Origin of the sequence: Streptomyces sp. NPDC014656 (assembly GCF_043084305.1) — a bacterium.
Taxonomy (GTDB): Bacteria; Actinomycetota; Actinomycetes; order Streptomycetales; family Streptomycetaceae; genus Streptomyces.
In genome coordinates, this window is the sequence record NZ_JBIBZN010000023.1 from 83,929 (window position 1) to 107,048 (window position 23,120).

Annotated in this window: 14 protein-coding genes and 2 pseudogenes; 7 read left to right on the forward strand and 9 right to left on the reverse strand. The window is 71.0% G+C overall.

From position 1 onward, the window contains the following. Nucleotides 1–130: 130 nt before the first annotated feature. The 3 genes from ACF1ED_RS34880 to ACF1ED_RS34890 form a co-directional block, all read right to left on the reverse strand. Nucleotides 131–6,181 carry a hypothetical protein gene (locus ACF1ED_RS34880; protein ID WP_391767370.1) on the reverse strand — a complete coding sequence of 2,017 codons (6,051 nt, stop codon included), beginning with the start codon at nt 6,179–6,181 and terminating at the stop codon, nt 131–133. Between the two features lie 175 nt (nt 6,182–6,356). Next, a complete protein-coding gene (locus ACF1ED_RS34885) occupies nt 6,357–8,681 on the reverse strand; it encodes a hypothetical protein (RefSeq protein ID WP_391767371.1) in 2,325 nt (774 codons plus the stop codon). After that, a complete protein-coding gene (locus ACF1ED_RS34890) occupies nt 8,678–14,581 on the reverse strand; it encodes a DEAD/DEAH box helicase (RefSeq protein ID WP_391767372.1) in 5,904 nt (1,967 codons plus the stop codon). Before ACF1ED_RS34890 ends, ACF1ED_RS34885 begins: the two co-directional genes overlap by 4 nt. 682 nt (nt 14,582–15,263) lie before the next feature. Between ACF1ED_RS34890 and ACF1ED_RS34895 the strand changes: the two genes are divergently transcribed. The 4 genes from ACF1ED_RS34895 to ACF1ED_RS34910 all read left to right on the forward strand — a co-directional run bounded on the left by ACF1ED_RS34895 (nt 15,264) and on the right by ACF1ED_RS34910 (nt 17,872). Continuing rightward, a complete protein-coding gene (locus ACF1ED_RS34895) occupies nt 15,264–15,644 on the forward strand; it encodes a transposase (protein WP_391767373.1) in 381 nt (126 codons plus the stop codon). Next, entirely contained in the window at nt 15,536–16,051 is a 516-nt protein-coding gene (locus ACF1ED_RS34900; protein ID WP_391767387.1) for a transposase, read from the forward strand. The genes ACF1ED_RS34895 and ACF1ED_RS34900 overlap by 109 nt, the downstream gene beginning before the upstream one ends. 85 nt (nt 16,052–16,136) lie before the next feature. After that, nucleotides 16,137–17,051: a transposase family protein gene (locus tag ACF1ED_RS34905; protein WP_391767388.1), complete on the forward strand. Its 915-nt coding sequence runs from the start codon at nt 16,137–16,139 to the stop codon at nt 17,049–17,051. Between the two features lie 245 nt (nt 17,052–17,296). Further along, nucleotides 17,297–17,872: a hypothetical protein gene (locus ACF1ED_RS34910; RefSeq protein ID WP_391767374.1), complete on the forward strand. Its 576-nt coding sequence runs from the start codon at nt 17,297–17,299 to the stop codon at nt 17,870–17,872. Nucleotides 17,873–17,880: 8 nt separating this feature from the next. Here ACF1ED_RS34910 and ACF1ED_RS34915 read toward each other — a convergent pair. After that, nucleotides 17,881–18,077 (reverse strand): annotated as a pseudogene (locus ACF1ED_RS34915) (IS5/IS1182 family transposase); the annotation flags it as partial. A gap of 100 nt (nt 18,078–18,177) precedes the next feature. Continuing rightward, the gene (locus ACF1ED_RS34920) at nt 18,178–18,405 is read right to left on the reverse strand and encodes a hypothetical protein (RefSeq protein WP_391767375.1); all 228 of its coding nucleotides are present in this window, start codon (nt 18,403–18,405) and stop codon (nt 18,178–18,180) included. Nucleotides 18,406–18,449: 44 nt separating this feature from the next. Here ACF1ED_RS34920 and ACF1ED_RS34925 point away from each other — a divergent pair, with 44 nt between their 5' ends. Then, nucleotides 18,450–19,136 carry a hypothetical protein gene (locus ACF1ED_RS34925; RefSeq protein WP_391767376.1) on the forward strand — a complete coding sequence of 229 codons (687 nt, stop codon included), beginning with the start codon at nt 18,450–18,452 and terminating at the stop codon, nt 19,134–19,136. 59 nt (nt 19,137–19,195) lie between these two features. On the opposite strand, the gene ACF1ED_RS34930 is transcribed toward ACF1ED_RS34925, so the two are convergent. Beyond that, complete coding sequence (locus ACF1ED_RS34930; RefSeq protein ID WP_391767377.1) at nt 19,196–19,678, reverse strand: DUF4253 domain-containing protein; 483 nt, start codon at nt 19,676–19,678, stop codon at nt 19,196–19,198. A 206-nt stretch (nt 19,679–19,884) separates the two neighbouring features. On the opposite strand from ACF1ED_RS34930, the gene ACF1ED_RS34935 reads away from it, so the two are divergent. Next, the gene (locus tag ACF1ED_RS34935) at nt 19,885–20,319 is read left to right on the forward strand and encodes a hypothetical protein (protein ID WP_391767378.1); all 435 of its coding nucleotides are present in this window, start codon (nt 19,885–19,887) and stop codon (nt 20,317–20,319) included. Between the two features lie 210 nt (nt 20,320–20,529). Here ACF1ED_RS34935 and ACF1ED_RS34940 read toward each other — a convergent pair whose 3' ends face one another. The 3 genes from ACF1ED_RS34940 to ACF1ED_RS34950 form a co-directional block, all read right to left on the reverse strand. Beyond that, nucleotides 20,530–21,042 (reverse strand): transposase, encoded by a 513-nt coding sequence (locus tag ACF1ED_RS34940; RefSeq protein WP_391767379.1) that lies wholly within the window; start codon nt 21,040–21,042, stop codon nt 20,530–20,532. Beyond that, the gene (locus tag ACF1ED_RS34945; protein WP_391767389.1) at nt 20,973–21,191 is read right to left on the reverse strand and encodes a transposase; all 219 of its coding nucleotides are present in this window, start codon (nt 21,189–21,191) and stop codon (nt 20,973–20,975) included. The genes ACF1ED_RS34940 and ACF1ED_RS34945 overlap by 70 nt, the downstream gene beginning before the upstream one ends. Before the next feature lie 253 nt (nt 21,192–21,444). Then, nucleotides 21,445–22,191: a hypothetical protein gene (locus tag ACF1ED_RS34950; RefSeq protein ID WP_391767380.1), complete on the reverse strand. Its 747-nt coding sequence runs from the start codon at nt 22,189–22,191 to the stop codon at nt 21,445–21,447. Nucleotides 22,192–22,511: 320 nt separating this feature from the next. Here ACF1ED_RS34950 and ACF1ED_RS34955 point away from each other — a divergent pair. Next, nucleotides 22,512–23,021, forward strand: a pseudogene (locus ACF1ED_RS34955) (IS630 family transposase); the annotation flags it as partial. Between the last annotated feature and the right edge of the window lie 99 nt (nt 23,022–23,120).

A 23,120-nucleotide genomic window follows, 5' to 3' on the forward strand; every position in this document is an offset into this window, starting at 1 on the left:
CATTGCCAGGGTGCCCGCTCCGAAGGATCAGCCTCACTCACTGCCGGTGCTCCGAGCCGGACACCACCCGGCTGACGCCCTGGTGGACCGTGAGGGCCGGATCCGGGTGACTGCGGCCCTCACGGTGGTGTCATTCCCCTGCGCTCAGGATGCCGAGAGCCCTGTGGAGGACCGGCTCCACGCGCAGGTGGGTGCCGTCCCTGTCGAGGGCCTGGAGGGATTCCAGGCAGGCGATGGCCCACTGCGCGTCGTCCGGCGAGAGGCCGGCGAGTTCGGCCGCGGTCGTGCAGTCGGCTTCGGGGTTCCACCCGGTGCCGAGCTCTCCGACGACGGCTTCGTAGCCCCGCCTGACCAGGTCGTCGTCACCCGCCACGGCGGTCGTCGCCAGACCCACGGCGTTGACGAGCTCCTGGGCGCTCTCCTTCCGGGCCAGCCACTTCTCCAGCTCCTGCAGGGCACCGTCCTGGTCCTGGTTCGGGTCGCGCAGCTCCAAGACCTTGTCCAGCAGGATCGGCCAGCCTCCGGTGATCGCAGCCAGCCGGGTCAGCCGCTCCTCCGTCTCGTAGACGTTGTGCTGCTGCGTCCAGTCCCTCAGGCCCCGCTTGTCGTAGCGGCGCAGCACCACCACGGTCTCGTCGGCTCCGCCGGCCGCCTCGGAGCCTGCCAGCAGGTCGCGCCAGAAGCCGATCTGCTCGGGGCTCGACACCAGGACCACCGAGCGGGTCGCCCCGGGGACGGTGGGAAGTATCGTCCTGGCCTGCTCGAGCGACTCCCGGCAGGACTTGTCGCTGCCCAGGGCGAGGTCGCTGATGAGCAGACGCCGTTCCTCGGTCCGGCCCGCCGCGAGCTGCCTGCGGTAGGTGTTGGCGTTGCCGATCGGCGGGAGGATCCAGCCGGCGACCCGGCCGGTCGCGTCCCGCAGGGTGCGTTCCACGTCCCCGATGCCCGTCGCCCGGGTGCCCAGGACGACGCGGACCTGGTTCCTCCGCTCTCCGAGCAGGTAGTCGATCTGGTTGATCGTCAACGGCGCGGAGCGGCGCCCGTCGTCGAGGCCGGGGCGGCTCTCCAGGACGACGGCCTCCTCCAGGCGGTACTCCTCCTCGGCCCCCAGGAGGCGTGCCTCGATCTCCTGCGCGGTGCCGATCATGCGCAGGGCGTTCGGGCCGCGTAGGTGCCAGCCCTGTCCGTCGTGGTTCGGCGCGAGGACGCCGAGGCCCACCATCTCCTGCAGGTAGGCCCGGAAGCCTTCGCTGTCCAGCTTGTCGAAGCCCTGCGGCCACCAGCCGGCGCACTCGTCGCGCAGTTCCCGGTCGCTGAGTCTGGTCTCCAGGCCGTTGTCGCGGGCGTGCTGGGCGAGGACGTTGGCGACGACGTTGTAGCGGTCGTCGAGGGCGAGGGTGTCCTTGAAGGCCGCGGTGATGTCGGAGCGCAGCGACGCGTCCTGCTCCACGGCGTCGACGTCGGCCGTCTCGATCGTGTAGGGCGGGGGAAGCATCGGCTGCCGCGCCCGCTTGTCCTGCATGACCTGCACCATCCTGCTGCCGAAGATCTGCAGCAGGAAGGGCTGGTACGAGCAGAATCCCAGGACCCGGTTGACGAGGTCGACGTCCTCGAACTCGAATCCCAGGGCCCGCATGGGGTGGACGATCAGGTCGGCGGCGAACTGCGGCGTGAGCGGCCCGACGACGGTCGGTGTCTGTGCGAGGTGGCTGAACGGCCCGTTCCTGGCGAGGCGCGTGAAGCGCTGCACGGAGTGCAGACCGGCGAAGACGACCTTCGCGCGGCCACGGGAGTCCTCGCCCAGGCCGCGCAGACGGCGGGTCTCCGTGCACTCGGGGACGTCGGCCTCGAAGAAGCGGTCGCACTCGTCGAGCAGGATGAGCAGCCGCCGGTCGGAGTCCTGCTCCAGCCAGGTGGCGATGCCGTCCGTGACCCGCTGCCACGGCTCCGGCTTGGGGCCCCTCCGACGGGGCTCCTCCAGGACGCCTTCCTTGGTCAGCTCCTGGTCCAGCGTGTTCCAGATGGCCGCGGCGCCGAGAGCGGTGCCCTTCCCGATGCCGATCTTGTCGAGGTTGAGGTAGAGCTTCCGGTACGAGCCGGGACGCTGTTCCACGAACCGGTCGCCCGCGTCGGCGAGCAGCGCCGACTTTCCGAGGCCGCGGCCACCGTAGATGATCTGTGTCCCGGCCGGGTCGAGGATGCTCTTGCGCTCGCGGTCGCGTCCGTAGAACATCTCACGGCCGATCTGCCCCCGCTTCTCCTTGATGTACGGGTTCACCCCGGAGAAGGGCAGCAGTGTCTCGGTGGCGGCGTCGACCCGACGGTTGCCGTGCGCGGCGAGGTAGGCCAGGGCCGCGTCGTCGACGACGAGGATGGGCTTGCCGCCCTGCGAGACGGCGGCGAGCTCGGTGCGTGTCCTGCTGTCGATCGTGCCGAAGTGCACGACGAGCAGGCTGCTTTCGTCGGGATCCTGGGAGATGCGGCTGATGAGCAGTTTCGCCGCCGGACGTCCCCAGATGAGCAGGGCGCGCAGTTTGTTGCCGCGGTCCTTGATCTGCGAGCCGAACGCGGGTGCCCACGCCCTGCCGGTGACCTCCGTCTCGGCGAGCTCGAAGAAGCGGTAGTCGTTGCCGTACCTCAGCTCGCGCAGGGGCAGAGCCTTCCTCGCCTCGAAACCCAGCAGGGAGAGGGCCGGGGTCAGGTCGACCCGGGGATTGATGTTGGCCCGGTCGCGGGTCGAGGCCAGCTTCGCCCATCGTTCGAGGGCGTCCGCCGCCCGCTCGGCCTCCCCCTCGGACAGGTCCGAGTAGTCCAGTACCGCCGTGTCGGGGAGCTGCCTGCGGGACCGGACGGCCTTGATCAGATCGGGCGTGATGCCTCCGGGCAGGGCGTCGGGAACGGCGGGGAAGAACGTCTCCAGGTGCGAGTCCTCAGCCCTGATCTCCGGTACCGACTCGCCCAGTTCGAGGAAGTAGACGAGTTCCGCGGCGGTGGCCAGGTTGTCCGTGTCCAGGTTGTGCAGCACGCGCCGCCGGTCGTCCTCGCCGACCGTGGGGAGGGCGGCGAGCCGTGCCCGGAGCCGGTCCGCGGCCTCCTTTCGGTGGTGCGGGATCAGTTCGGCCACCCGGTCCAGATTGCGCCGGATCACCGACAGCTCGCGCGATGAACCGCTCTCCGTCCGGGGAGCGGAGTCCGCGAGGAGTTCCTGGAGGTTGACGTCCTGCTCGACGGTGAGGGCGCCGTCCGCCTGGGCCCGGCGGAGCTCCGCCCCGAGTTCCCGCACCCTGTCGGCGAGCATGCGGTGCCGCTCGCCCTCCGTCTGCGCGAGGCGGGCGAGCCGTTCGCCGGACGACTCCAGGGCGTGGCCGTCCGGCAGGACTCCCCGCTCCGCGAGGCTCAGGATCGTCCGTACGGCGGTGAAGCCGTCCCGTGCGGTCTGGAAGCCGATCGCCTCCTCCCACGTCCGGTCCGCGGCCGCGATCAGGGCGGGCAGCGTGGGAGCCGTGCCGGGCCAGTCCGGCAGCTTGTACAGCTCGACGTCCAGCAGCTCCGCGACGTCGGTCTCCATGGTGTGGGGGGCAGGGGGCGTACCCGACTCGAGTGCGTCGAAGACCTCGTCGAAGATCTCGCCCGACGCGGCGGACGCCGCCCTCGCCACGGGACGGGATCCCTGGCCGGCGGGGGTCAGGTCGCTCATGACGCCCTTGCGCAGTCCCAGGAGGGACAGCCGGAGGGCGGCCACCGAGTCCGCGGCCCATGCCGTCTCCTCGGAGCGCGTGTTCCCCAGTTCCCGCTGGATCATGTGCCATTCCCACACCGCGGCACGCACGCGTTCCAGGAACTGCCGCACGTTGTTCCGTCCGGAGCCGTGGATGGCGCGTCCGCCGGTACCGCGGAGCTCGCCGTCCATCCGGTCGATCTCGTCCTCGAAGTGCGCGGTCCGCTCCAGCTGCCGCAACAGGCTGTCGGCGCGGTCCGCGGCGTCGGGGGAGCCGTTGACGACGGCGGTCAGCACGCTGCCCAGCAAGCCGTTCGGCAGCAGCCACTGCTTCGCCATCTGAGAGGCCCGCTGGAACCGCATCCGGGGCGCCACCAGCAGGTTCCGGCACGTCTCGACCGAGTCCTGGAGCCGGCTCTCGGCCTGCGACGCGTCGGCGACGACGGTGTGCAGGGGCGCCAGGATCAGTGCGCTGTTCAGGGTGCGTTCGGCCACCTCTGCGGCCACCTTCTGCAGCGTGTCCGGCAGGTGCTGCGAGAGTGCCCTGAGCTGGGCGCCGACAACCGGGGACCCCGTCAGCAGCGCCGCCTTGACGAGTACCGGCAACAGGAGCAGTTCCAGTCCGCCCGCGGCGGCGCCCTCCTGCGCGTCGCCTTCGCGCAGCGCGTCCTCGACGAACCGCGCGGCCCCGTCGGAGCGCGGGTTCAGCAGCTCCGCCGCGGCGGAGAGGCGCAGCACCGCGGACTCCGCCGGCGGTCGGTCCGCCGCGCCGGACAGATGGGCGGCGAGTCCGAAGCGCTTCTCCTCGATGAGGCGGGCGAGGATCGGCTCGACGTCCTCCCGGTGGTCGTCCGAACCGCTCCGCGGGTCGGTCGTGGCGCCCGCGCCGGCATCGTCCGCCGTCACGTCGGTGTCGGTCCCGGGAAGCAGGGCCGTGCCGGTGAGGGAGCTCTTGAGGAGGTCGGCGACGGGCCACTCGGATCGTGGGGCCGGCAGCACGAGTTGCTCGGCCGTGGCGGATTCCGGCTCACCCGCGGCGAGGGCCGTCGCCCCGTCCGTCTCCGGTACGGGCCGACCGGCGTCCGCCGTGTCGGACCCGCTCTTCGGTCCCGCTTCCGGAGCGGCCGTGTCCGGCCGGTCCTGTCCGTCGGCTCCTTCGGCGGGTTTCCCGGTCACCGTCCGGTGCGTGGTGACGGGCTCCTTCGTGGGCGTGATCGTGATCTGGTCGTGCAGCACGGCGGCCACCGCGTACGGAGGATGGGCCAGCGACAGCCGCTGCTGCGCCTCGACCAGTGTCTGGCGGTGGGCCGGATCGTCCTTCACCTCGACGAGGCGCACCAGCAGGGCGAGGAAGTCCGCGCACGCCTCGTCCCGCTCGTCCCATCGCGCCTTGGCGAGGAGGGCCCCGGCCCGCTGTCCGGCGTCCGCGATCACATCGGCCACCGCGCTGTCTGGTCGGCAGCCGAGGGTGAGCACCGTGGCGAGGGCTCGGCGGGCCCGCTCGTCCTTCTCGCTCCGTTCCGCGGTCGCGCGGAAGGCGTCGATGGCTGTGTGGACGTCGTCGAGCCTGTCGGGGACACCGGTGAGACCTGCTTCGGCGAGCCCCGTCCGGGCGCGGGCGAAGGCCGGCTCGACCTCGCTGAGGCTTCTCAGGTCGGGGGCGGCCGGCGGGCGGCCGTCCGCCAGCGCGAGCTTCAGCCGGTCGGCGGCGTCCCGTGCCCGGTCGAGGACGTCCTCCAGTTCCTCCCGGAGGGAGCCGAGGCTCTCGAGCACGGCCCTCGCCGTGCGGGGCTCGGTCTCCTCGGTGTGTTCTCCGACGGCGTCGTGAGGGCGCCGAGGGGTCGACACGGCGGCGGTCTCCGGAGCGCCTCCCGCCGACTCGTCCTCTTCCCCGTCCACACCCACACGGTCGCCGTCGTGAAGGAAGGCGGTGGCCGGGTCGTAGTCCGGAACCGCGTCGACGACCCGCTGCGCCGCCGCACGCGCCGCCTCCCGGGCGACGGCGTCCGACCCCGCCCCGTACCAGCCCTGCTCGGCGGCCCGTACGAGGAGGTGCGCGTCAAACACCGACGCCTGGACCCTGGAGAAGAGGGTGAGCCGGACCAGCCGGGCGTCCCATCGGCCGGCGGGGCCGCCACGGTCGTCGGAGGCGGGTGCCATGACGTCACGGACCATGTCGACCATGACGCGGGCCGTCAGGTGCATCGCGGCGTGGCGCCGTTCCAGGGCAGGTTCCCGCCGCTGTATCCGGCTGAGCACCTGTTCGCTCAGCGCCTGCCCGAAACGGCGGGGTACGACCCTGCGGAACCCCAGCCTGTTCATGATCGTCTGACGGTCCCTCGTGTCGAGGGAGTTGAGCGCGAGCCCCGTCTCTTCGACGGTGAGTTCCGCGAGTGTGTCGTCCACGACCGGACCGAGCCCGTCGAGCGCCGATGCCAGCTCTTCGAGAAGCTCGATGGACACGCCTGGTGGCGACATCGGCGGTTCCGCGACCACCGCATGGCTGAGGGGCATTCTGTGTGTGACCTCTTCGTCGATGTGCTGCTGGGTGGGCATGGGGAAGGTGAGGGCGGGCGGGGCAGGGCGCGCGTGGGAGAGGGGCGTCGCTCCGGAGCCGGCTCCTGCCCGGCGCGGACCGTCAGCGCCGGCGGGAGTGCGGCGTGACGAAGGTGTAGCCGCGCGGCAGTTCCCAGCCGTCCGCCTTTCCGGCGTGACGGCAGTGGGCACGGTAGGCGGCACGCTGGACGTCGCTCGGTTCGCTGCCCGCGGGCAGTCTCCGCAGGAAGCCCGGGACGGCGTACTCGAGTCCCGGGCCCTGAGGAAGCCCGTGGGCTCCCGGGCCCGGGCGCGGCACGACGACGGGACGGGGCTCGTAGCCCACCAGCGGGATCCGGGACTCGCCGTCGCGGACGGGGTGATGGGGTTCGCCGTCCGGGCCCCGGCTGCCGACGGCCGCGTAGAGGTGTCGTTCGGCGAGCAGTTCCTCCACGGCCCGCTCCACCGCGGTGATCTGGTGGGGCGCGGGTGCGGCGGCATGGATTCCCCGGGGCAGTGCGTCGCGGTCGAGCAGGGCGTGTCCGTCAGGTGTGAGCAGACCGAAGCGGCGTACGGCGCGCAGGACCAGTCGCCGGATGTCGAGTCCGGCGGACGTGTCACCGTCCCGGGTGCTTCCCGGAGCGCCGTCCCGGGTCAGGACCTGGGGGTCGTACTCGTGGGTGACGAGCCGGCCGTCGATGTCCACGGGTTCCTCCAGCTCCCGCGTGGAGAGTCTGAGGACGGTGCCGCCGCGCGGCCACTGGAGCCACAGGCGGAGTCCCGGGAAGAAGTCGATGGGCCACTGGACGTCGCGGAGCGTGCCGGTCTCCTCGGCGAGGTCCAGGACCACCTCCTGCACCTCCTCGGAGGGGTCGATCGCGACGCCGGCGTGATGGAGTTCCAGCCGGACACGGCCGCTCTCCGGCCCGAGCGAGGCGAGTGCGCTCCGGGCCATCCGGTTCAGCGGCAGTCTGTCCTCCATGAGGTGGGCCAGGCGCAGGGGCTGCTGCCAGCAGAGCTCGCTGTCGTCGATCCGGAGGTAGTTCCGAAGGCCGATCTCCTCCTCGTCCGTGAACGGCGGGTCGGCGAGGGGAGCGTCGGCCGACGGCACGTCGGCCGGCTCCTCCTCCCGCGGGACGTTCCGCGGAGCGGGCTCGGCGGCCCGGGGCGCCGGCGGGTTCACCGCGTCACGCCAGCCTCGTCCCGCCGGGATCAGGGGATCGGTGCCGTCCGTCTCCTCCGAGCCGGGGTGGTGGGAGCGCCAGATGGCGCCGCTCTCGAAGCTGTCGTCGAGGGTGATCCGGACGTCGCTGCCTTCGCGCAGGCCGTCGTCGGTGTCGCGGCGGAGGAAGTCCGTCACGACGAGGTTGGCCCGGCAGACCGAAACCGCGTATTCGGTGCCGGTCAGCAGCGGCCCGGCGCCCGCCACGCCGCGCAGCCACGGGGCTATCGCCGTGTAGGCGGTGCGCGAGCCGTTCAGCCCGTGGCGGCGGCGCGGGCCGGGGGCGGCCGCGCGTTCCAGGGAGCCGGCGAGGTCGTACAGGTCCGATCCGCCCAGCGGCCCGTCCTGGCGGAGGCCGGCCCCGATGCGTTCGCGGGTCAGCGTGTAGGGGCCCCAGGCGCGGAGACTGTCGGTGGTGCGCAGGGCGTGGGCGATCACGTCCAACAGTCCGGTGAGCGCGCCCCGCAGACGCTCCTCGTCCCCGCCGTCGGCCAGGTGTGCGACGGATACGGGCACGAGGGGGCTCAGGAGCGCTTCGTTCTGGTGGGCGAGGAGGTGGTCGACGAAGGCGGCCGTGTCGTCACGCGCGGCTTCCTGGGGGGTGGCGTAGCGGACGTCCACCACGACGTGACCATCCTCGTTGAGCCATCTCCCGCGGGTACGCAGCCTCGTGAGCTTCGTCTCGTCGAGCTGGAGCGCGGGGCCGAAGGCCGTGAGGTCGGGGACGAAGAGCTCCCGGCGCACGCAGGTCTCCGCAGGCTGCTCCCGCGGCCCCCGGGCGGTGGCCGGGGCTCCCGACACCCAGGACGGCACCTCGCCGTCCTCCTCGATCCGGGGGTGACGGCCCTCCTTGTAGACGATCTCGGCGTACAGCGGGTCGGACCCCGTCTCGATGCGGACGAGGGAGCCGACGGGGTGTGCCGGCACTTCGTTCCCCAGGCTCAGGACGGGGAATTCGTCGAGGTCGAAGGGGCCGTTGCCGTACCCTTCGCCGCCGATCTCGTAGCCGAAGTAGGCGGCGTTGAAGGCGACCGTCGTGTGGACCGGGCAGCTGCGGTCGGCGACGACCGCAGCCAGGTAGCGGCGCAGCCGGGCGAGCTCGTGGGGAGGCGTGGTCCGGTGCCCGCCGGTCATGTTCGGGGTGAGGACGGGGTGGTCCTCGTACGGCCGCCAGATGTCGGCCCCGTCGGTGGTCGTCGCGGTCACGCTCCGTCCCCCTTCCCCGGGGCGGGGAGAGGTGTTCGTCGCGGTGGGCGGGACGTGTGCCAGAGGCCGTCCGGGCCCTCCGTGGCGGCTCCTCCCGCGGCCAGCCGCTTCAGGCTGTCGCCGACCGCCGCGTACGGGAGGTCCGCGCGGCCTCCGAAGTGGCGGCTGTCCCGCACGGCCCTGGGCAGGGAGATCATCGTGCGGCTCCTCGGCTGGTAGGAGGACTCGTCGCCGCGCAGCGCGTGCCAGAGCCGGCGGGGGTGCATGCCCTGGGGCTGGAGCTGCAGCAGCCGGTGGATCTGCAGGTCGACCCGCTGGTCGCGCTGCGCGGTGTCGGTGCGGCCGCCGCGTCGGGGGGCCGGGCTGTGGAACGCCTCTGCCACGGCCGGTCGCCTTTCGTCCGCGGACAGGTCGCCGGTGTCCCAGCAGGCGGAGCACCGGCGGTCGGGGGTGGCGCAGCAGCCCTCGGGAAGGTCCGTGACGCCGAAGTAGTCGGCGAAGACCCGCTGGGCGCAGACGGTGGTCGCGTCGAAGAAGCGTCTGAGCTCCGCCAGTTCCGCCGCGGCTCGGCTGCCGCGCCGGTGGAGCAGCGGAAGGTAGCCGTCGGGCAGGGTGCCCGTGCGCACGGTGAGTCCGGTGACCAGGCGGCGGCTCGGTGCCGCCGAGACGTCCAGGAGGCCGCGGTCGTGGAGGTCTGCGAGGAGCTCCCAGGTCGCCGCGGGCCCGTCGGCGACCGCCCGGTAGTCGGGGCAACGGGCGGCGAGCTCCCGGTCGAACGCCTGGACGTCGACCTTTCCGGGGGTGTGCCACGAGAGTGCCGTGGCGATGACGGCCCGCTCGATCCGTACGGGCTCGGCTTCCTGCCGGCCGGCCCGGTCCGCCGGGGGACCGGTCCGGCCGCCTTCGTGCCGCACCCGGTGCAGGTCGCCGGGCTTGACCGCGCAGTGCGGCGGATGGTCGCCGAGGTCCTCGACGGCACCGAGGTCGGAGAGGGCGCTGAAGGCGCGCATGACGCCGCTCCGGTAGCGTTCCTGGGTGTACCGGTCCCGCAGTTCGGCCTCCTTCAGGTCCCCGGCGGCGGCGTCCTCGGTCATGAGGATCTCGGCCAGGCGTACCGGGTCGAGCGTGCCGTCGTGCTGCGCGAGGACGAGGTGGCCCATGCGCCGGAGCAGGGCGGCCGGCAGTTCCTGCCCGGTCATGAAGCGGACCATGCGCATGCCGCGGCTCGTGGCGAGCGCGAGGCCGCTGTTGACGGGGCCGGAGCCCGCAGTGCGGCGGCGGCCGCCGTCCCGTCCGGCCCGGCCGATCTGCTGGTAGAGGGCGGCCAGGTCGGTCGGCGGGGACACGCACATCACGGTGCGCACGTCGGGCCTGTTGACGCCGAGGCCGAACGCGGAGGTGGCGACGACGACCAGCGGCGCGAACCCGTCGTCGCCTTCGCGCGGGGCCTCCCGGAATGCGTTCATGACGGCGGCCTTCTCCGCCTCGGTCAGGCGGCCGTGGAAGCGCAGGACGCGCACGCCCGCGTCACCGGTGTACTCGCGCAGGTGGGTGTAGAGCGTGTTGACCTCCTTCACGGTGAGGCAGTACAGGATGGTGTGGCCTTCCAGCGCGTCGACGACGCCCTCGACCAGGCCGGCCACGCCGCCCTGTCCGGGGCGGTCCAGGGAGCGACGGAAGACGGCGAGTTCGGGGCGGACGGGGTTCTCGCGGACGGTGAGGAGTCCGCCGGTGACACCGGGGTGCGCCGCTTCGGCCGCCGCCCGGGCGGAGCCCTGTGCGGGGATCTCGGCGGGCAGGGCGAACAGTCCTTCGCGCAGTGCCTCGTGAACGGCCCGGTTGGCGGTGGCGGTCACCGCGGTGACCGCCACCCCGTGGTCCCGGCGCAGTTCGTCCAGGAACCGGCTGACCCTGCGCATGCTGGGACGGAAGTCCTCCCACTGCGCCAGCGTGTGCGCCTCGTCGACGGCGATCCGGGTCACCCGGCCGGCCGCCGCCGCGGCACGTACCGTTTCGCGGAAGCGCCGCTGGCACAGACGTTCCGGGCTGACGTACACCAGGCGGATCCCGTGGTCGGCACGGCCGAGGAGCTGGTCAGCGACCTCGGTCTTGCCGGCTCTGCTGCTGGACTCCCGCAGCGGGGAGATCAGTGCGCGGACCGCTCCGCCGATGGTCCGGTTGAGTTCGAGGGCCTGGTCGTGCATCAGGGCGACGAGTGGGCTGACGACCACGGTGACGCCGGGCAGGACCAGGGCGGGCAGCTGGAACGTGAAGCTCTTGCCGAAGCCGGTGGGGAGCAGTCCGAGGACGTTTCTGCCTTCGGCGGCGGCGGTGATGACGGCCCGCTGCGCCGGCTTGAGGGACACCGGGTCGTCGGAGAGGCCGAGCAGGCCGCCGATCCGCGCGCAGCGTTCCCGTACTTCTTCGGCGAGCCGGTTCTTCTCGCGGAGCAGGCGGGTCTCTTCGGAGGTCAGCGCCAGTTCCCGGATGCGTCGGGTGTGCGGCAGGAGGGTGTGCCGTTCGAGGGCCGGGGCGGTGCACAGTTCGGCGGCGCGTGCCGGGTCCAGAAGTCCTTTCGCGACCATGAACTCCCAGATACGGCGCCAGCCTTCGGTCATGGTGGTGACGTTGCCCCCGCCGATGCCGCCGTCGTCCGGATCGGGCCGCTGGAGTCCTTCGTCGAGGCTGCCGAGGAAGGCCCGCCGGTAGGAGCGGCGCAGGCTGCTCTGACCTCCGAGTTTGCGGTCGCTGATGATGACGACTCCGCGGTGCCGGTCGGACCGGATGAGCCGACCGACCGCCTGGCGCAGTTGAAGGGCCGCGAGGGGGAGGTAGTAGTGCTCGGTGGCGGCCCCCTCCGGATCGGGGTGGCCGGCCTGCGCGGCCCGTTCGGCCACGGCCGCGCGCCGGGCCTCGATGATCGGTGCGGCGAACGGCGCGAAAGGCAGCTTGTTGATCCACACGAGGTTCAGTCGTCCGGCGTCCGAGATGTCGACGCCCTGCCAGAGTCCCTTGGTGCCGACGAGGAATCCCCCTCCGTCCTGCCGGTCGGTGAACGCCTGGTGGGCGCGGCCGTTGCCGAGGACGAGCGCTTCGACGACCGGGGTGTCGAGGCCGTGGGCGCGCAGTTCCTCGACGAGGTGGCAGCCGATGCCCGCGGCGGTCGAGCGGGCGGTGGTGAGGATCATGCCGCCGCCGTCGAAGCCGTTGCCGTCAGGGCGTTCCCTCGTCATCTCGGTGGCGAATCCCGCCACCTGGTGGGCCACGGTGCGCAGTGCGCCCTCCTCCTGTTCGGCCCAGGAGGGGAAGTCGGAGAAGCACACCACCTCGGCCTGGGTGCGCAGGTCGAACGGGGAGGGGAGGGCGAGCGCCGGCAGCTCGCTCGGCAGTCCCAGTCTGCTGCGGACGAAGTCCCACTCCCCCGAGACGCGGAGGGTCGCGGACACGTAGTGGACGCGGGCGAAGGACTCCAGGTAGCGCCGCCACTCCGGGTCGGCGGGCAGGTCGACGGGGCTGGTGGCGACGCGGAAGCGGTAGGAACGCAGCTCCGTCGTCGGCTCGGCCAGTTCCTCCAGGTGGACGACGCGGGAGGGAGGCGTCTCGTCCAGGAGACCGGCGGGGTCGAGGAAGGCCCCGAGATCGGTGGTGATCCGGTCGATGGAGGTGGTGAGGGTGTCCGTGTGCAGGGCGAGCGCGTCCAGTCGCTCGCGGACCAGTGGGTCGAGGTGGGCTGTGTGCTGGGCGGCGTACCGCTCCAGGGCGATGCGGCAGCTCAGGAGTGTCTTGGCGATGCGCTCCAGCAGCAGTGACAGCCGACGGGTGTCCCGGGTGCCGGCAGTGCCGGTGTGGGGGCCCGCGAGCGTGGTGGTACGGCTGCCGATCCGTACGCCGACGCCCTTGGCCCGGGTGTCGAACGCCTGGGCCGCGAGCCGGGGGAGCCGTTCGTCGTCGAGCAGCCGGTCCAGTTCCGCGATCGCGACGAGGGCCCGGTCCCGCTCCGGGCCGGAGCGTGCTTCCGCCACCCAGGTGTGGTGCTCCGCCAGCACGTCCTCCAGGTCCTGGTGGTCGACGCCGACGGTCAGGGCCGTGGTAGCGGCGTTCTCCAGCTCGTGGGCCTCGTCGAGGACGAGGAGGACGTCCGGGCCCGCGGCCCTCAGGTCGTCCAGGTGGGAGAGGACCAGGGCGTGGTTGACGAGGACGAGGCGGTGGCCTCCGAGGGCCTCCCGGACCGTGCTCGTGTGCGCGGTGAGGGGATTGCCGGTGGCTGGGCCGTAGTCGCCGTCGCGCTGGGACAGCGACTCCAGCCAGAAGGAGAGCGCGGCACCCATGTAGTCGCCGCAGAAGGCGGGCAGGTCCACCGGATCGACCGATCTCGCCGTCCAGGACCGCGGCGCTTCTCCGGAGGCGATCAGCCGCAGGGTGAGGAGGACCACGAGTTCACGGAAGCGGAGATCCCGCGTCTGTCGGATGCGGCGGCGGGGCGCGTGGTGGAGGGCGGGCCCGCGCGTGGCCTCGGCGAGGGCCTTGGTGAGGGCGGCGAGGGAGAGCCGGTTGGACTTTCCCTTGACCAGGTCGGTCACGCCGAGCACACCGGGGAGGGCCCGTTCCAGGTCCTGGACGTCCTTCGCCATCTGGCTCTGGAGCTGCTTGGTGTAGGTGGCGATGACAGCGGTGCGACCCGGCCCGCCGGCCAGCCAGTCGAGAGCGGCCGCGAGGACCGCGTAGCTCTTTCCGGTGCCGGTGGGGGCTTCCAGCAGGCCGCTGACACCGGCGTCGGTCCACTGGTGCAGCGTCGTCGTCATCCGCTGTTGGGCGGGGCGGGGTTCGACGTGGGGGCCGTGCACGACACGGGCGAGAGCGGTCGGATCGACCCTTCCGTCGGCCCCGCGGAGCACTGCCGGTACGACGACGGCGCCACGGCCCGGCATCCGGCCATCCGGGTTCCGGCGCGGTGGATGGTGCGCGCACTCCGCCCCCAGCAGACGGGCCACACTCGCCTGCTCCCAGACGAGGGGTTCCCGTGCGGAGGCCCGCTCTTCTCCGGCGAATTCCCTCAGCAGCCGCCAGGCGTCGGAGTCGGGACAGACGTCGGAGACGAGGGCGCGCAGCTCGGGTGCCTTCTCCGAGAACTCGACGGCGGCCCTCCGCAGAAGGCTGACGAGCAGCGTCGCGTCGCCCTCCGCGGTGTGCGCGCGCGGCGCCGGCCGGGAGGGTTCGGGTGTCGGGGCCAGGTCCTGAAGCCGGTGGGAGGGAGCCGTCGGCCACACCGCGTGGGCGAGGTACAGCGTGTCGACGAGACGTACGGAGGCGAGCGGATCGTCCGCACCGGCCTCCTCCGCCGCCTGCCTGACGACGGGGAAGTCCAGCGCCGTGCCGTTGTGCGCCACGACGGCATCGGCGTCCGCGAGGAAGTCCCGCAGCTCCGTCCACGCCTGCCGCGCGGAGATCCCCCGGTCCAGTACGGCGTCCCGCACGGCGCCGTCGCGCAGTGTCTCGCCGTCGCCTGGGAACCTGAGGTACCGCTGCCAGCGGGGAGCGGCCGCGACCCACTCCCGGTCCGCGCCGCACCTGACGGCCGCCACCTCGTACACGTGGCGCTGTACGTACGGCGCGGTGGCGGTCGTTCGCACGACGCTTTCGAGGTCGAGCGCGACGGCCCGGAGGACGGGCGTCCTGGAGGGGGTTCCAGCGGAGTCCGCGGCATCGGAGCTCTTTATTCCCTCGTCCGACGCGCTCACGGAGTCCGTGAACGGACCGTCGCCGAGCGGGACTTCCGGCTCGACGGCGGACACGAGGCGGTCGCCGTCCCCCAGCAGCAGACCTCCGGCGACGGCCTCGGCGATCAGTTTGGCCACCCGCTGCTCGGGCAGCCTCGGGAACCGCCTGGTCGCCTCCGTCACGAGATCCCGTCGTGAGATCCCGGACGGTAAGTCCTGGACCAGCTCCACGATCCGTCGCGCCGCGGCCGACACCGCCCGCACACCACTCACGAACACCCCTCCCCTGCGGGGTCCCGGCCGGCGCACGGCCACCGCGCGCACCAGGAACCCGTTCCCTCCCCAAGGGAACCGGGGCACATGCCCCCGGCACCATTTATGACACCTTCGTCCGACGGAACGGAACCCCTGTTCCGGTCGAATATTTGACCAATCTCTCGACGGGCTCCTTCCGTGGCGGAGCACGCGCCGGCGGGCGGCGAACGGCCCATGAGTGCCGCCTCGACATGTACACGCCCATAACTCACGCCCGCCGAGCCACGCACCGGCGCCAGGCCGAGCCGCCCGACCCCACCCTGAGCCCCCGTGCCGTCCACCGTCGGCAGAACTCCCGATGCCGCCGGATTCCCGATCGAGCCGGCTCGCCGACGGCATTACAACCCCGACCGAACAGGAAATCCCGCGCCCCTCGCACCAACCGCAGGCCCCACCCGAAGCACGGACGAACTTTTGCAGGCCAAGGGGACGAAAGGGCCCTACGAACTCGTAACACGATCTTGCTGATCGGCCCTGATCGGCCCTGATCGGCCGTGACAGGTGTGACAATTCCGCCTTTCGGGGCGGTGTGACTACCCGGCCGTGGATCGTGGACGACGACCTGTGGGAGCTGGTCGAGCCGTTGCTGCCGCCCTGGCCCGAGAAGGCTCCCGGCCCGCGGCCGGTGCCGGACCATCTCTGCCTCCAGGGAATCCTGTTCGTCCTCTGCGACGACATGGCCTGGCGACTCCTGCCCTCGGAGCCGGGGTTCGGCTCAGGGCAGACCTGCCGGCGGCGTCTGGACCGGTGGCAGAAGGCCGGGATCTTCGACCGGCTCCACCGCGTTCTGCCCGCCGAGTTGAACGCGGCCGGCGAGCCGGACTGGCCCAGAACGCGCGTCGACGGTTCCCATGTCCGCGCGAAAAAAGGGGAGCCGACACCGGTCCGTCGCCGGCCGACCGGCAAAAGACGGGCAGCAGGCATCACCTGATCTGCGACGGACACGGCACCCCGTTCAAGGCCATCACCACCGCGGCCGACGTCGACGACGTCATCCAGACGCTCGCCCTGGCCGACGGCACCCCGCTCGTCGCGGGCCGTCCCGGCCGTCCCCGCAGGCGTCCCGAAGCCCTGCTCGGCGACAAGGGCTACGACTCCAACCCCAACTGCCGTGAACTGCGCAAACGCCGGATCCGGCCGGTCATCTCCCGCAGAGGCGCCCCGAACATCAAAGACCTGGGCAAACTCCGCTGCGTCATGGAACAGACCTTCGTCCTGCTCCACCGGTCTCAACGCCTCGCTGTCCACTGGGAACGCCGCGCCGAACTCCACGACGCCCTCATCTCCCCGGCCTGCAGCCTCATCCGCTGGAGACGCCTCAAGAAGCGTCAATCATGATCGTGTTACGAGCTCTTACGAGCTGGTGCGTGATAGCGGCTGATACGTCGTTGCTGGTGGCTGGCATGATCCAGGTGTGACGATCATGGTTGACCGGACGGTTCTCGCGCATCAGTTGTTCACGGGGATCTCTCGGCATCATCTCGCCTGCCTGGCTGAGGAGCTTGCCGGGCCGTGGCAGGCCGCTGTCGAGGGGTGCCGTCATGAAGCACGCGGTGGGGCCAGGAGACGGGCTGCGGGAGCCGGCGCCCGGCATCAGCTGGTCTTCGTGGACCGCCTGGTCGCCACCCTGATTCATCTGCGGCACGATCTGCCGCATTCTGTTCTCGCCCTGCTGTTCGATGTCGACCGCTCCACCATCACCCGGGCCGTGGGGGAGATACGGGCGCTTCTGGCCAAGCGGGGATGCGCGGTCCCCGACCACCCCGGCCTGCGACTGCGGACCCTGGCAGACGTGTTCGCCTATGCCCAGGCCGAGGGCGTCGAGCTGCGTCTGGACGCCACCGAGATCCAGGTCCGCCGGCCCGTGGCCGGCCGCGGCGGACGCCGCGCATTCGTTTCGGGCAAGAAGAAGCAGAACACGATGAAGGCCACCGTCATCGCCGACTCTCAGGGCCGCACACTGTGGACCGACGCCCTGCGACCTGGCCGGATGCACGATGCGACCGCCGCACGCAACGAAGGCATCGGAACCTGCTTCCAGCACTTCCCCGACGTGGAGGTTCTCCTGGACGACGGATACCTCGGCCTCCGCCGCGACCACCCCGGCCAGGCGATCACACCACCCAGGAAACCGAACAAGATCGCCCTTCCGCAGGTGCACGCAGCCAGAGAGGAAGCCCTACACAACCACTCATCGAAGCGCATCACCGTCGAGCACGCACTCGTCGACCACAAACGCTGGAAGCAACTGACCCGCTGGACCCACCGACGCGAAGCTCTGCCCGCCACCTACCGGGCCATCGCCGGCCTCGTCTCCGATCGCACCGTCAATACCTGAGAACAGGCCACGACCAGGCGAAACACGTCTCCACTGCTATCACGCACCAGCTCGTTAGGGAGAACCGGAGTGCTGTGGCGCGCGTCATGGGGTGTGTCGTGGGTCCGCGGTGCTTGGAAGGGCGGGGAGCAGTGCGAAGTCTGACGATCCGAGTGGCGGTGGGATGCGTTGTCCTGGCGATGGCCTCCTGCGCAGGTACGGAGGAGCCGGTGCGGGCTCCACTGCGGACGGCCGAGCGGGGGAGCATGACCGGGACGCCAACGGGTTCGGAGCCCTCGCCGGAGGAGGCGTCGAGCACGGACGAGACCGTCGCCCAGGCGACACGCCAGATGCTCGCCGCCGCCACCGGCGCCAATTCTCCCGCTGAACCGGCCCTGTTGGTCGCCGCAGAGGGGGAGAAGGGGGCGCTCTTCGTCTGGGAGACGGCGGACGACCGGTTCTGCCACGGTGCCGCGGCGACGGAGGGGATGACGGTCGTCACGTGTGCTTCCCGTCCGGACACGCCCCCGGTGGAGGAGAAGCCACGGCTCGTGCCGTTGGTCCGCACGGTGGCGACGGGATGGAACGTGGTCTTCGGCGCGGAGCACGAGACGGTGGAGTCAGCCACCTGCAATGGTGAACCGATCCGGGTGCGGGACGTCGGCGTGATGGCGGACGGACGCCGTACGATCCACGCCATGAAGTTCCCCGACATCACGGTGGGCTCGGTGACCGTGAAGGTGAGGAGGGGAACGCAGGTGGTCACGGAGTCCCTCGAACTGGAACAGGCCGCGAAGGCGAAGGGCGAGAACCTGGCGTCGTGCGACTCGGCCAAGCCTTAGACCGTGTCCTATGCGGTGAGTCGGAGGAGTCGTTTGTAGCAGCAGATGGCTGCGGCCAGGCCGAGGAGGCCAGGTAGTGGTGGGGATGGCGTTCGTAGCGGTGGTTGAGCCGGCGGTAGCCGGTCGGCCAGGACATGGTCCGCCCGATCACCCAACGGCGACGTCCGAGTCGTTCACCGGACCCGATGCCTTTACGGGCGGTGCGATGTCGGATGCCGCTTCAACACCAGCACCCGCGGGTACGACGAGCCTGCCGATGACCACATCGTCCTCCTCCACGTCCGCGACGCCGGCGTCGACGGCCGTCAGATGAGGGAGCCGTACGCGCATTGGCTCGCCGCGCAGGTGGGCCTCGCGGTCATCGGGCCCGTGCAACGGTGCTCAAGGAACCCGCCAACTCCCGGAAACAGCTCCCACAACTCATCCGGCACCAGCCGCTCGACGATCCCCGGCACGGCCTGCCAGCCACCCAGCCGCCGGCAGCCCGAATAGGCCGAGCCGATCACCCGCTCAGCGCTATCGTCTGCGGACAAGAGCCTTACGCTCGGGGGGAAGTGTCTTGAGACAACGGATTCTCATGACCGCCGCAGTCACGCTGCTGGCGGCGTCGACCGGTTGTATATCGGGGACGGAACAACCGCGGGACTCCCCAAAGCCCACAGCGGTGAAGCCCTCGGCCACGACACCCTCGGTGGCCACCCAGCGGCCGTACGACAAGATGCCGGCGCGACCGCTGGGCCAGGCGGCGGTCAGCGGCCGCGACCACGCTTTCCTGCAGGCGGCGTTCGCGATCCAGATGCCGGGAGGACACAAGATTCCACCGGCCGAGGAGGTGGCCGTGATCCGTCGCTTGGACGCCAAGAACGGAGAGCTGGCCTGGATGTCCGACGGACGCACCTTCTGCTACGGCAAGATCCGGGAAGGCTACAGCTCGCTCAGCTGCGGCCGACTTCCTGAGGAGGCACCGGCACCCGGACTGCTCTTCACGATCTGGGGCGAGCCCGACCGGGTGAGCGACGGGGAAAACAACGACCAGGTCCGTGTCGTGGGCTTCGTGATCGCCGAGGGTGGTCCGGCACGGTTCGACCACGTCAAGCGCAGCAAGGGGACGGGGCCGGTACACCAGGCGGTCGCGAGGCTCCCCTCCGGTCGCATGGTCACCTTCCTGACCTTCGACCGTGCCTACGGGCCCATCGACCCGGAGGCGGAGATCTGCAGGAGCGACCGGAAGATCTGCTTCCCGTCCGAGAACCTGCCGCACTGACCCGACGGCGGTGTGTGTTCGTCAGCCGCGCACCGCGCCACAAGGTCCTGCGCTCTGGTTCAGTCCCACCAGAGTGACCACATCGTCGAGAGGGCCATCGTGTCGCCGGTCTTCACCGCATCGTCCACGGTGTCGTGGCAGCAGGCGTGCAGCTCCGCGGCGGCCTGCGCGGCGCCCGGCGGGTCCAGGGGCGGCCGGGCGACGACCAGATCCAGGTAGCAGCCGTTGGTGAAGAAGAGCTCGGCACCCCACTGCTCGTGCCGGCGGCGCAGGAGCGCGGAGGTGTCGAGGGCCGTCAGGCCGCGGTCGCCGTACCCGGCCCAGCCCCACGTCGTGTAGACGAACGGCAGAAGCACCGGAACCTCGTAGCCACCGCGCGCGGCCACGAAGTTCACCCATCGCAGGTCCATCTCGAAGAAGGCCCGGGTACCGGTGGCCCACTGCGACACCCCCTGCAGCGGACGTTCCACGGCCGGTGCGAGTTGGGGTGCCAGCCGGTTGGGGTCGTAGTCGGACCGCCAGAGGTCGAAATCATCGTCCACGTTGGAGGCCTCCTCCACCGCCCACCGGAAGGCCGGCACCAGTATGGACGCCGCCCTCGCATCATGGTCCTGAGAAGCCGTTGCTTTTCCGGATCTGATGTGTGTGTTTCCGCAGGTCAGGTGTGATGTGCGCATTGTCGAGGCAGGCTGGGGCCGTCTGATTCCTCGTGGATGACGTGAGGGGGCGGATGCCGTCGATGCGGGCTGTGACGGAGAGCCGTGAGAGGGCCGCGCTGGCGCGAGTGGAGGAATTGCGTGCCGAATTCGAGCGGGTGCGGGCGGTTCTCGCCGACGCGGAAGCGGTGCTGGACCGCCGGGTGATCGGCCTGGAGGAGTATCTCGAGACGCTGACCCAACTGCGAGGTCCCGAGCCCGCCGAGGCTTCAGGGCCGTCCGAGCCTGAGCCTGTTTGTGAGCCGGTGGTGGACGACGCGGCTGCCCCGTCGACGGCCAGGGCTCGGCGGGTGGTGGCCCGCAGGAAGGACGGGGCCGAGGTCGACATTCTCGGCCCGGACTACCGACGGATCATGGCCGTGTTCGAAAGGGGGGCGGTGACGGATTGTCGGCACGGCAAGTGGCGGTGGGCCTGGGCTGGGAGGTTTCGGTTCCGGCCCGGGTTGAGGGTGCGCGGGGCAGGCTGAAGCGGCTGGTCGAGCGGGGCTGGCTGGCGGAGAGCCGGCCGGGTGTGTGCACGCTGCCGGAGCAAGATTCCGCCGTGGCTGCTGGCTGCTGGCTGGTGGCGTGGCGGGCGAGGCGGCGGCTCATGACCATGGTCATCGACCACAGGACGAACGCCTCGATGGTGTCGGAGCGCCGTCGTAGTCGCGGGCGAGCCGCCGGCTGCGCATCAGTCAGGCGAGGGTCCGCTCGACGACCCATCTGCGGGGCAGGACGGTGAATCCGCGGCTGTCGTCGCTGCGTCGGACGATGTCCAGGCCCAGGCTGAGCCGGTGGGCGGCTTCGGTGAGGACGTTGCCGGTGTAGCCGCCGTCCGCCCAGATCAGCCGGAGCCGGCGGAAGCACTCCCGCACCGCGGGCAGCATCCCGCAGGCGGCTTTGCGGTCCGTCACCGCCGCGGGGGTGACCAGCACCGCCAGGACGAGGCCGAGGCGGTCCGCGACCAGGTGCCGCTTGCGTCCGTTGACCAACTTGCCGCCGTCGAAGCCGCGGGAGGCCGCGCCGACCACGGCGTCCCCTTTCACCGACTGCGAGTCCACGATCCCCGCGGTCGGCTCCGGGTCCCGGCCCTCCGCCTCGCGGACACGTTCCCTCAGCCGGTCGTGGAACTCCCTGATCAGAGCGTTGTCGCGCCAGCTTCGGAAGAACGCGTAGACCCGGTCCCGGGGCGGGAGGTCCGCCGGCATCGCCCGCCACTTGATCCCTTGTCGACCAGATACCGCACCGCGTCGACCATCTGCCGGTGGCAGTGGCTCTCCGGCCTGCCTCCCCGGCCGTCCATCCATGCCGGGACCGGCAGCACCGTCCGCACCACGGCCCACTCCGCGTCCGTCATGTCCGACGTGTAGCGAGGCCGGCGGCCCGGTTTGTCGGCCGCGTTCCCGAACCTGTGAACAAGACGGTCACACCCCGGGGTGAGCAGGCTGGACTCCACCGGAACGACCACGTGCAACTGCGCCGACAGGGCCTCCTGGCGCTCGGGCTTCGACAACCACGAGCTGTTCGGGAGGCCCTTCCTTCATGCTCTGTCAACCGCGAACTCACCCGATCCGGCCCCCGTTCGAACCTGCGGGCCGTGTGCCCATCCGTCAGAAGGGAGGTTCGAGATCGCCGCGGCCATCGCTATGGGGCCCACAGTCCCAGGGCTCCTCCTGGAAAGGCGCGATGTCGGTGACGTCGTGGCCCCATGCTTCCAGGGCCTTCCAGGCAACGCGCCGGTTAGGGCCGTCGCTGCTGGTGTCCAGGATGCGGCGCGCGTGCACGGCGAGGTGATCGCGGTGCTGGGCGAGCGCGGGGTGTTCGGCGAGGATGAGCGCGGCGAGGCCGGCGGCTTCGCGCACGTCCTCGTGACTGTCCTGCAGGAAGGGCGCGACGGCTCGATAAAGCATCGGGCGCAGGTCCCGGAAGGCCGCCACGATGGTGCCGGGGGTGAGGAAGCCAGGGAAGTACCGCTCGGTGCGGTCGACAATCTCGTCGGAGGCGTCGTAGGCCGTGGAAACCAACCAGTTCAACAATGTCGCGCGGATGGGGACGTTGCGATACGGCCGGAGGGTCATGGCCGCCGGGTGGGTGAGGATGCCGGCGACATACATGGCGACGGGGGCTGTGGCTTCGTAGATGCTGTTCTGGTGGCCGACCAGCTCACTCAGTTCCGACAAAGCAGTGACCTGGACCTTGGGATCAGGCTCCAGCAACCGTGCCAGGACTTCGGGAAGGCACTCACCGTTCCCGAAAGCCGTCTGGAGCGAACCCCAATCCGTCTCCGCCAGGACTACCTGATACGGCGGCAAGGCAGGCTCGCGGGGCGCCCCGGCCTTGGAGCTGCTGTGGTTCACAGGCCAAACCTAGACCAGACTTCTGACGCGATTCCCGTGCGGATCGGTTAGAAGCCGCTGTCCTTCCGAGAGTGACGGGCGCGTTTGCGCTGGTCAGACATAGGGTCGGTGTTTCGGCGGCAGAGACGAGGCGTTGTGTCGTCTCTGCGGTGGGGGTGCCGGGATGCCGTCGGCAGGGCCTCCTGGTGGGCTCAAGGTCTCGACAACCCCGAGCTGCGCCAGAGGCCCTGTCTTCACGCACGGACAGACCGAAGAGCGCCCGGCCGAGCCGCCGCATTCGAACCCGTGCTCACCAAGATCGGTACGACAACGGCTTCTAACCGAAGTATCGGGGCGGGCGGCCCAGGACGTTCACGTTGCCCGAGCGCCGGGAGATCAAGAAGATCGCCAAGTCGAAGCCGTCCAAGCACGGCCTGCCGTTCCCGACCCGGAGTCCGGCCAAGCTGGCCGACTTCCTGGTCGCCGAGGGGGTGGTCGACAACATCGGCCACGAGGGCCTTCGGGTCCTGCTCCGCGAGGAGGGCGTGTCGTTTCAACGCGTGAAGACCTGGAAGACCTCCCGCGACCCCGACTACGCCGCCAAGAAGGCTCGCGTCGAGCAGCCCTACGCGGTCGCCGGCTGCGAAGTTGTGCCCGAGTCGGGCGAGCCCGAAGTCGTCTTCTGCCTAAACGAGTTCGGCCCGCTCCATCTGATGCCCACCCCGGCCGCCAGTGGGCCGAACGCGGGGGCAAGCACCAGGGCCCCGACCGCGACGCGGCCCCGAATGCGGGCGGTCTACACCCGCCCGCACGGGGTCCGGCACCTGTTCGCCGCCTACGACCTGGCCAAGGCGGTGTCTTCAAATGATCCACCAGGCAAGATCATTTGAAGACACCGCCTAGCAGTCCGGTAACCGCCGGCACGGGCAACGAGGAGGGCCTCCCTTGGA

Bases quoted from the DNA above. Each gene is read 5' to 3' on its own strand.
- ACF1ED_RS34905 (WP_391767388.1), top strand. From the start codon at position 16,137: ATGGTTGACCGGACGGTTCTCGCGCATCAGTTGTTCACGGGGATCTCT.
- ACF1ED_RS34925 (WP_391767376.1), top strand. From the start codon at position 18,450: ATGACCGCCGCAGTCACGCTGCTGGCGGCGTCGACCGGTTGTATATCG.
- ACF1ED_RS34940 (WP_391767379.1), bottom strand. From the start codon at position 21,042: ATGCCGGCGGACCTCCCGCCCCGGGACCGGGTCTACGCGTTCTTCCGA.
- ACF1ED_RS34910 (WP_391767374.1), top strand. From the start codon at position 17,297: ATGACCGGGACGCCAACGGGTTCGGAGCCCTCGCCGGAGGAGGCGTCG.
- ACF1ED_RS34945 (WP_391767389.1), bottom strand. From the start codon at position 21,191: ATGACGGACGCGGAGTGGGCCGTGGTGCGGACGGTGCTGCCGGTCCCG.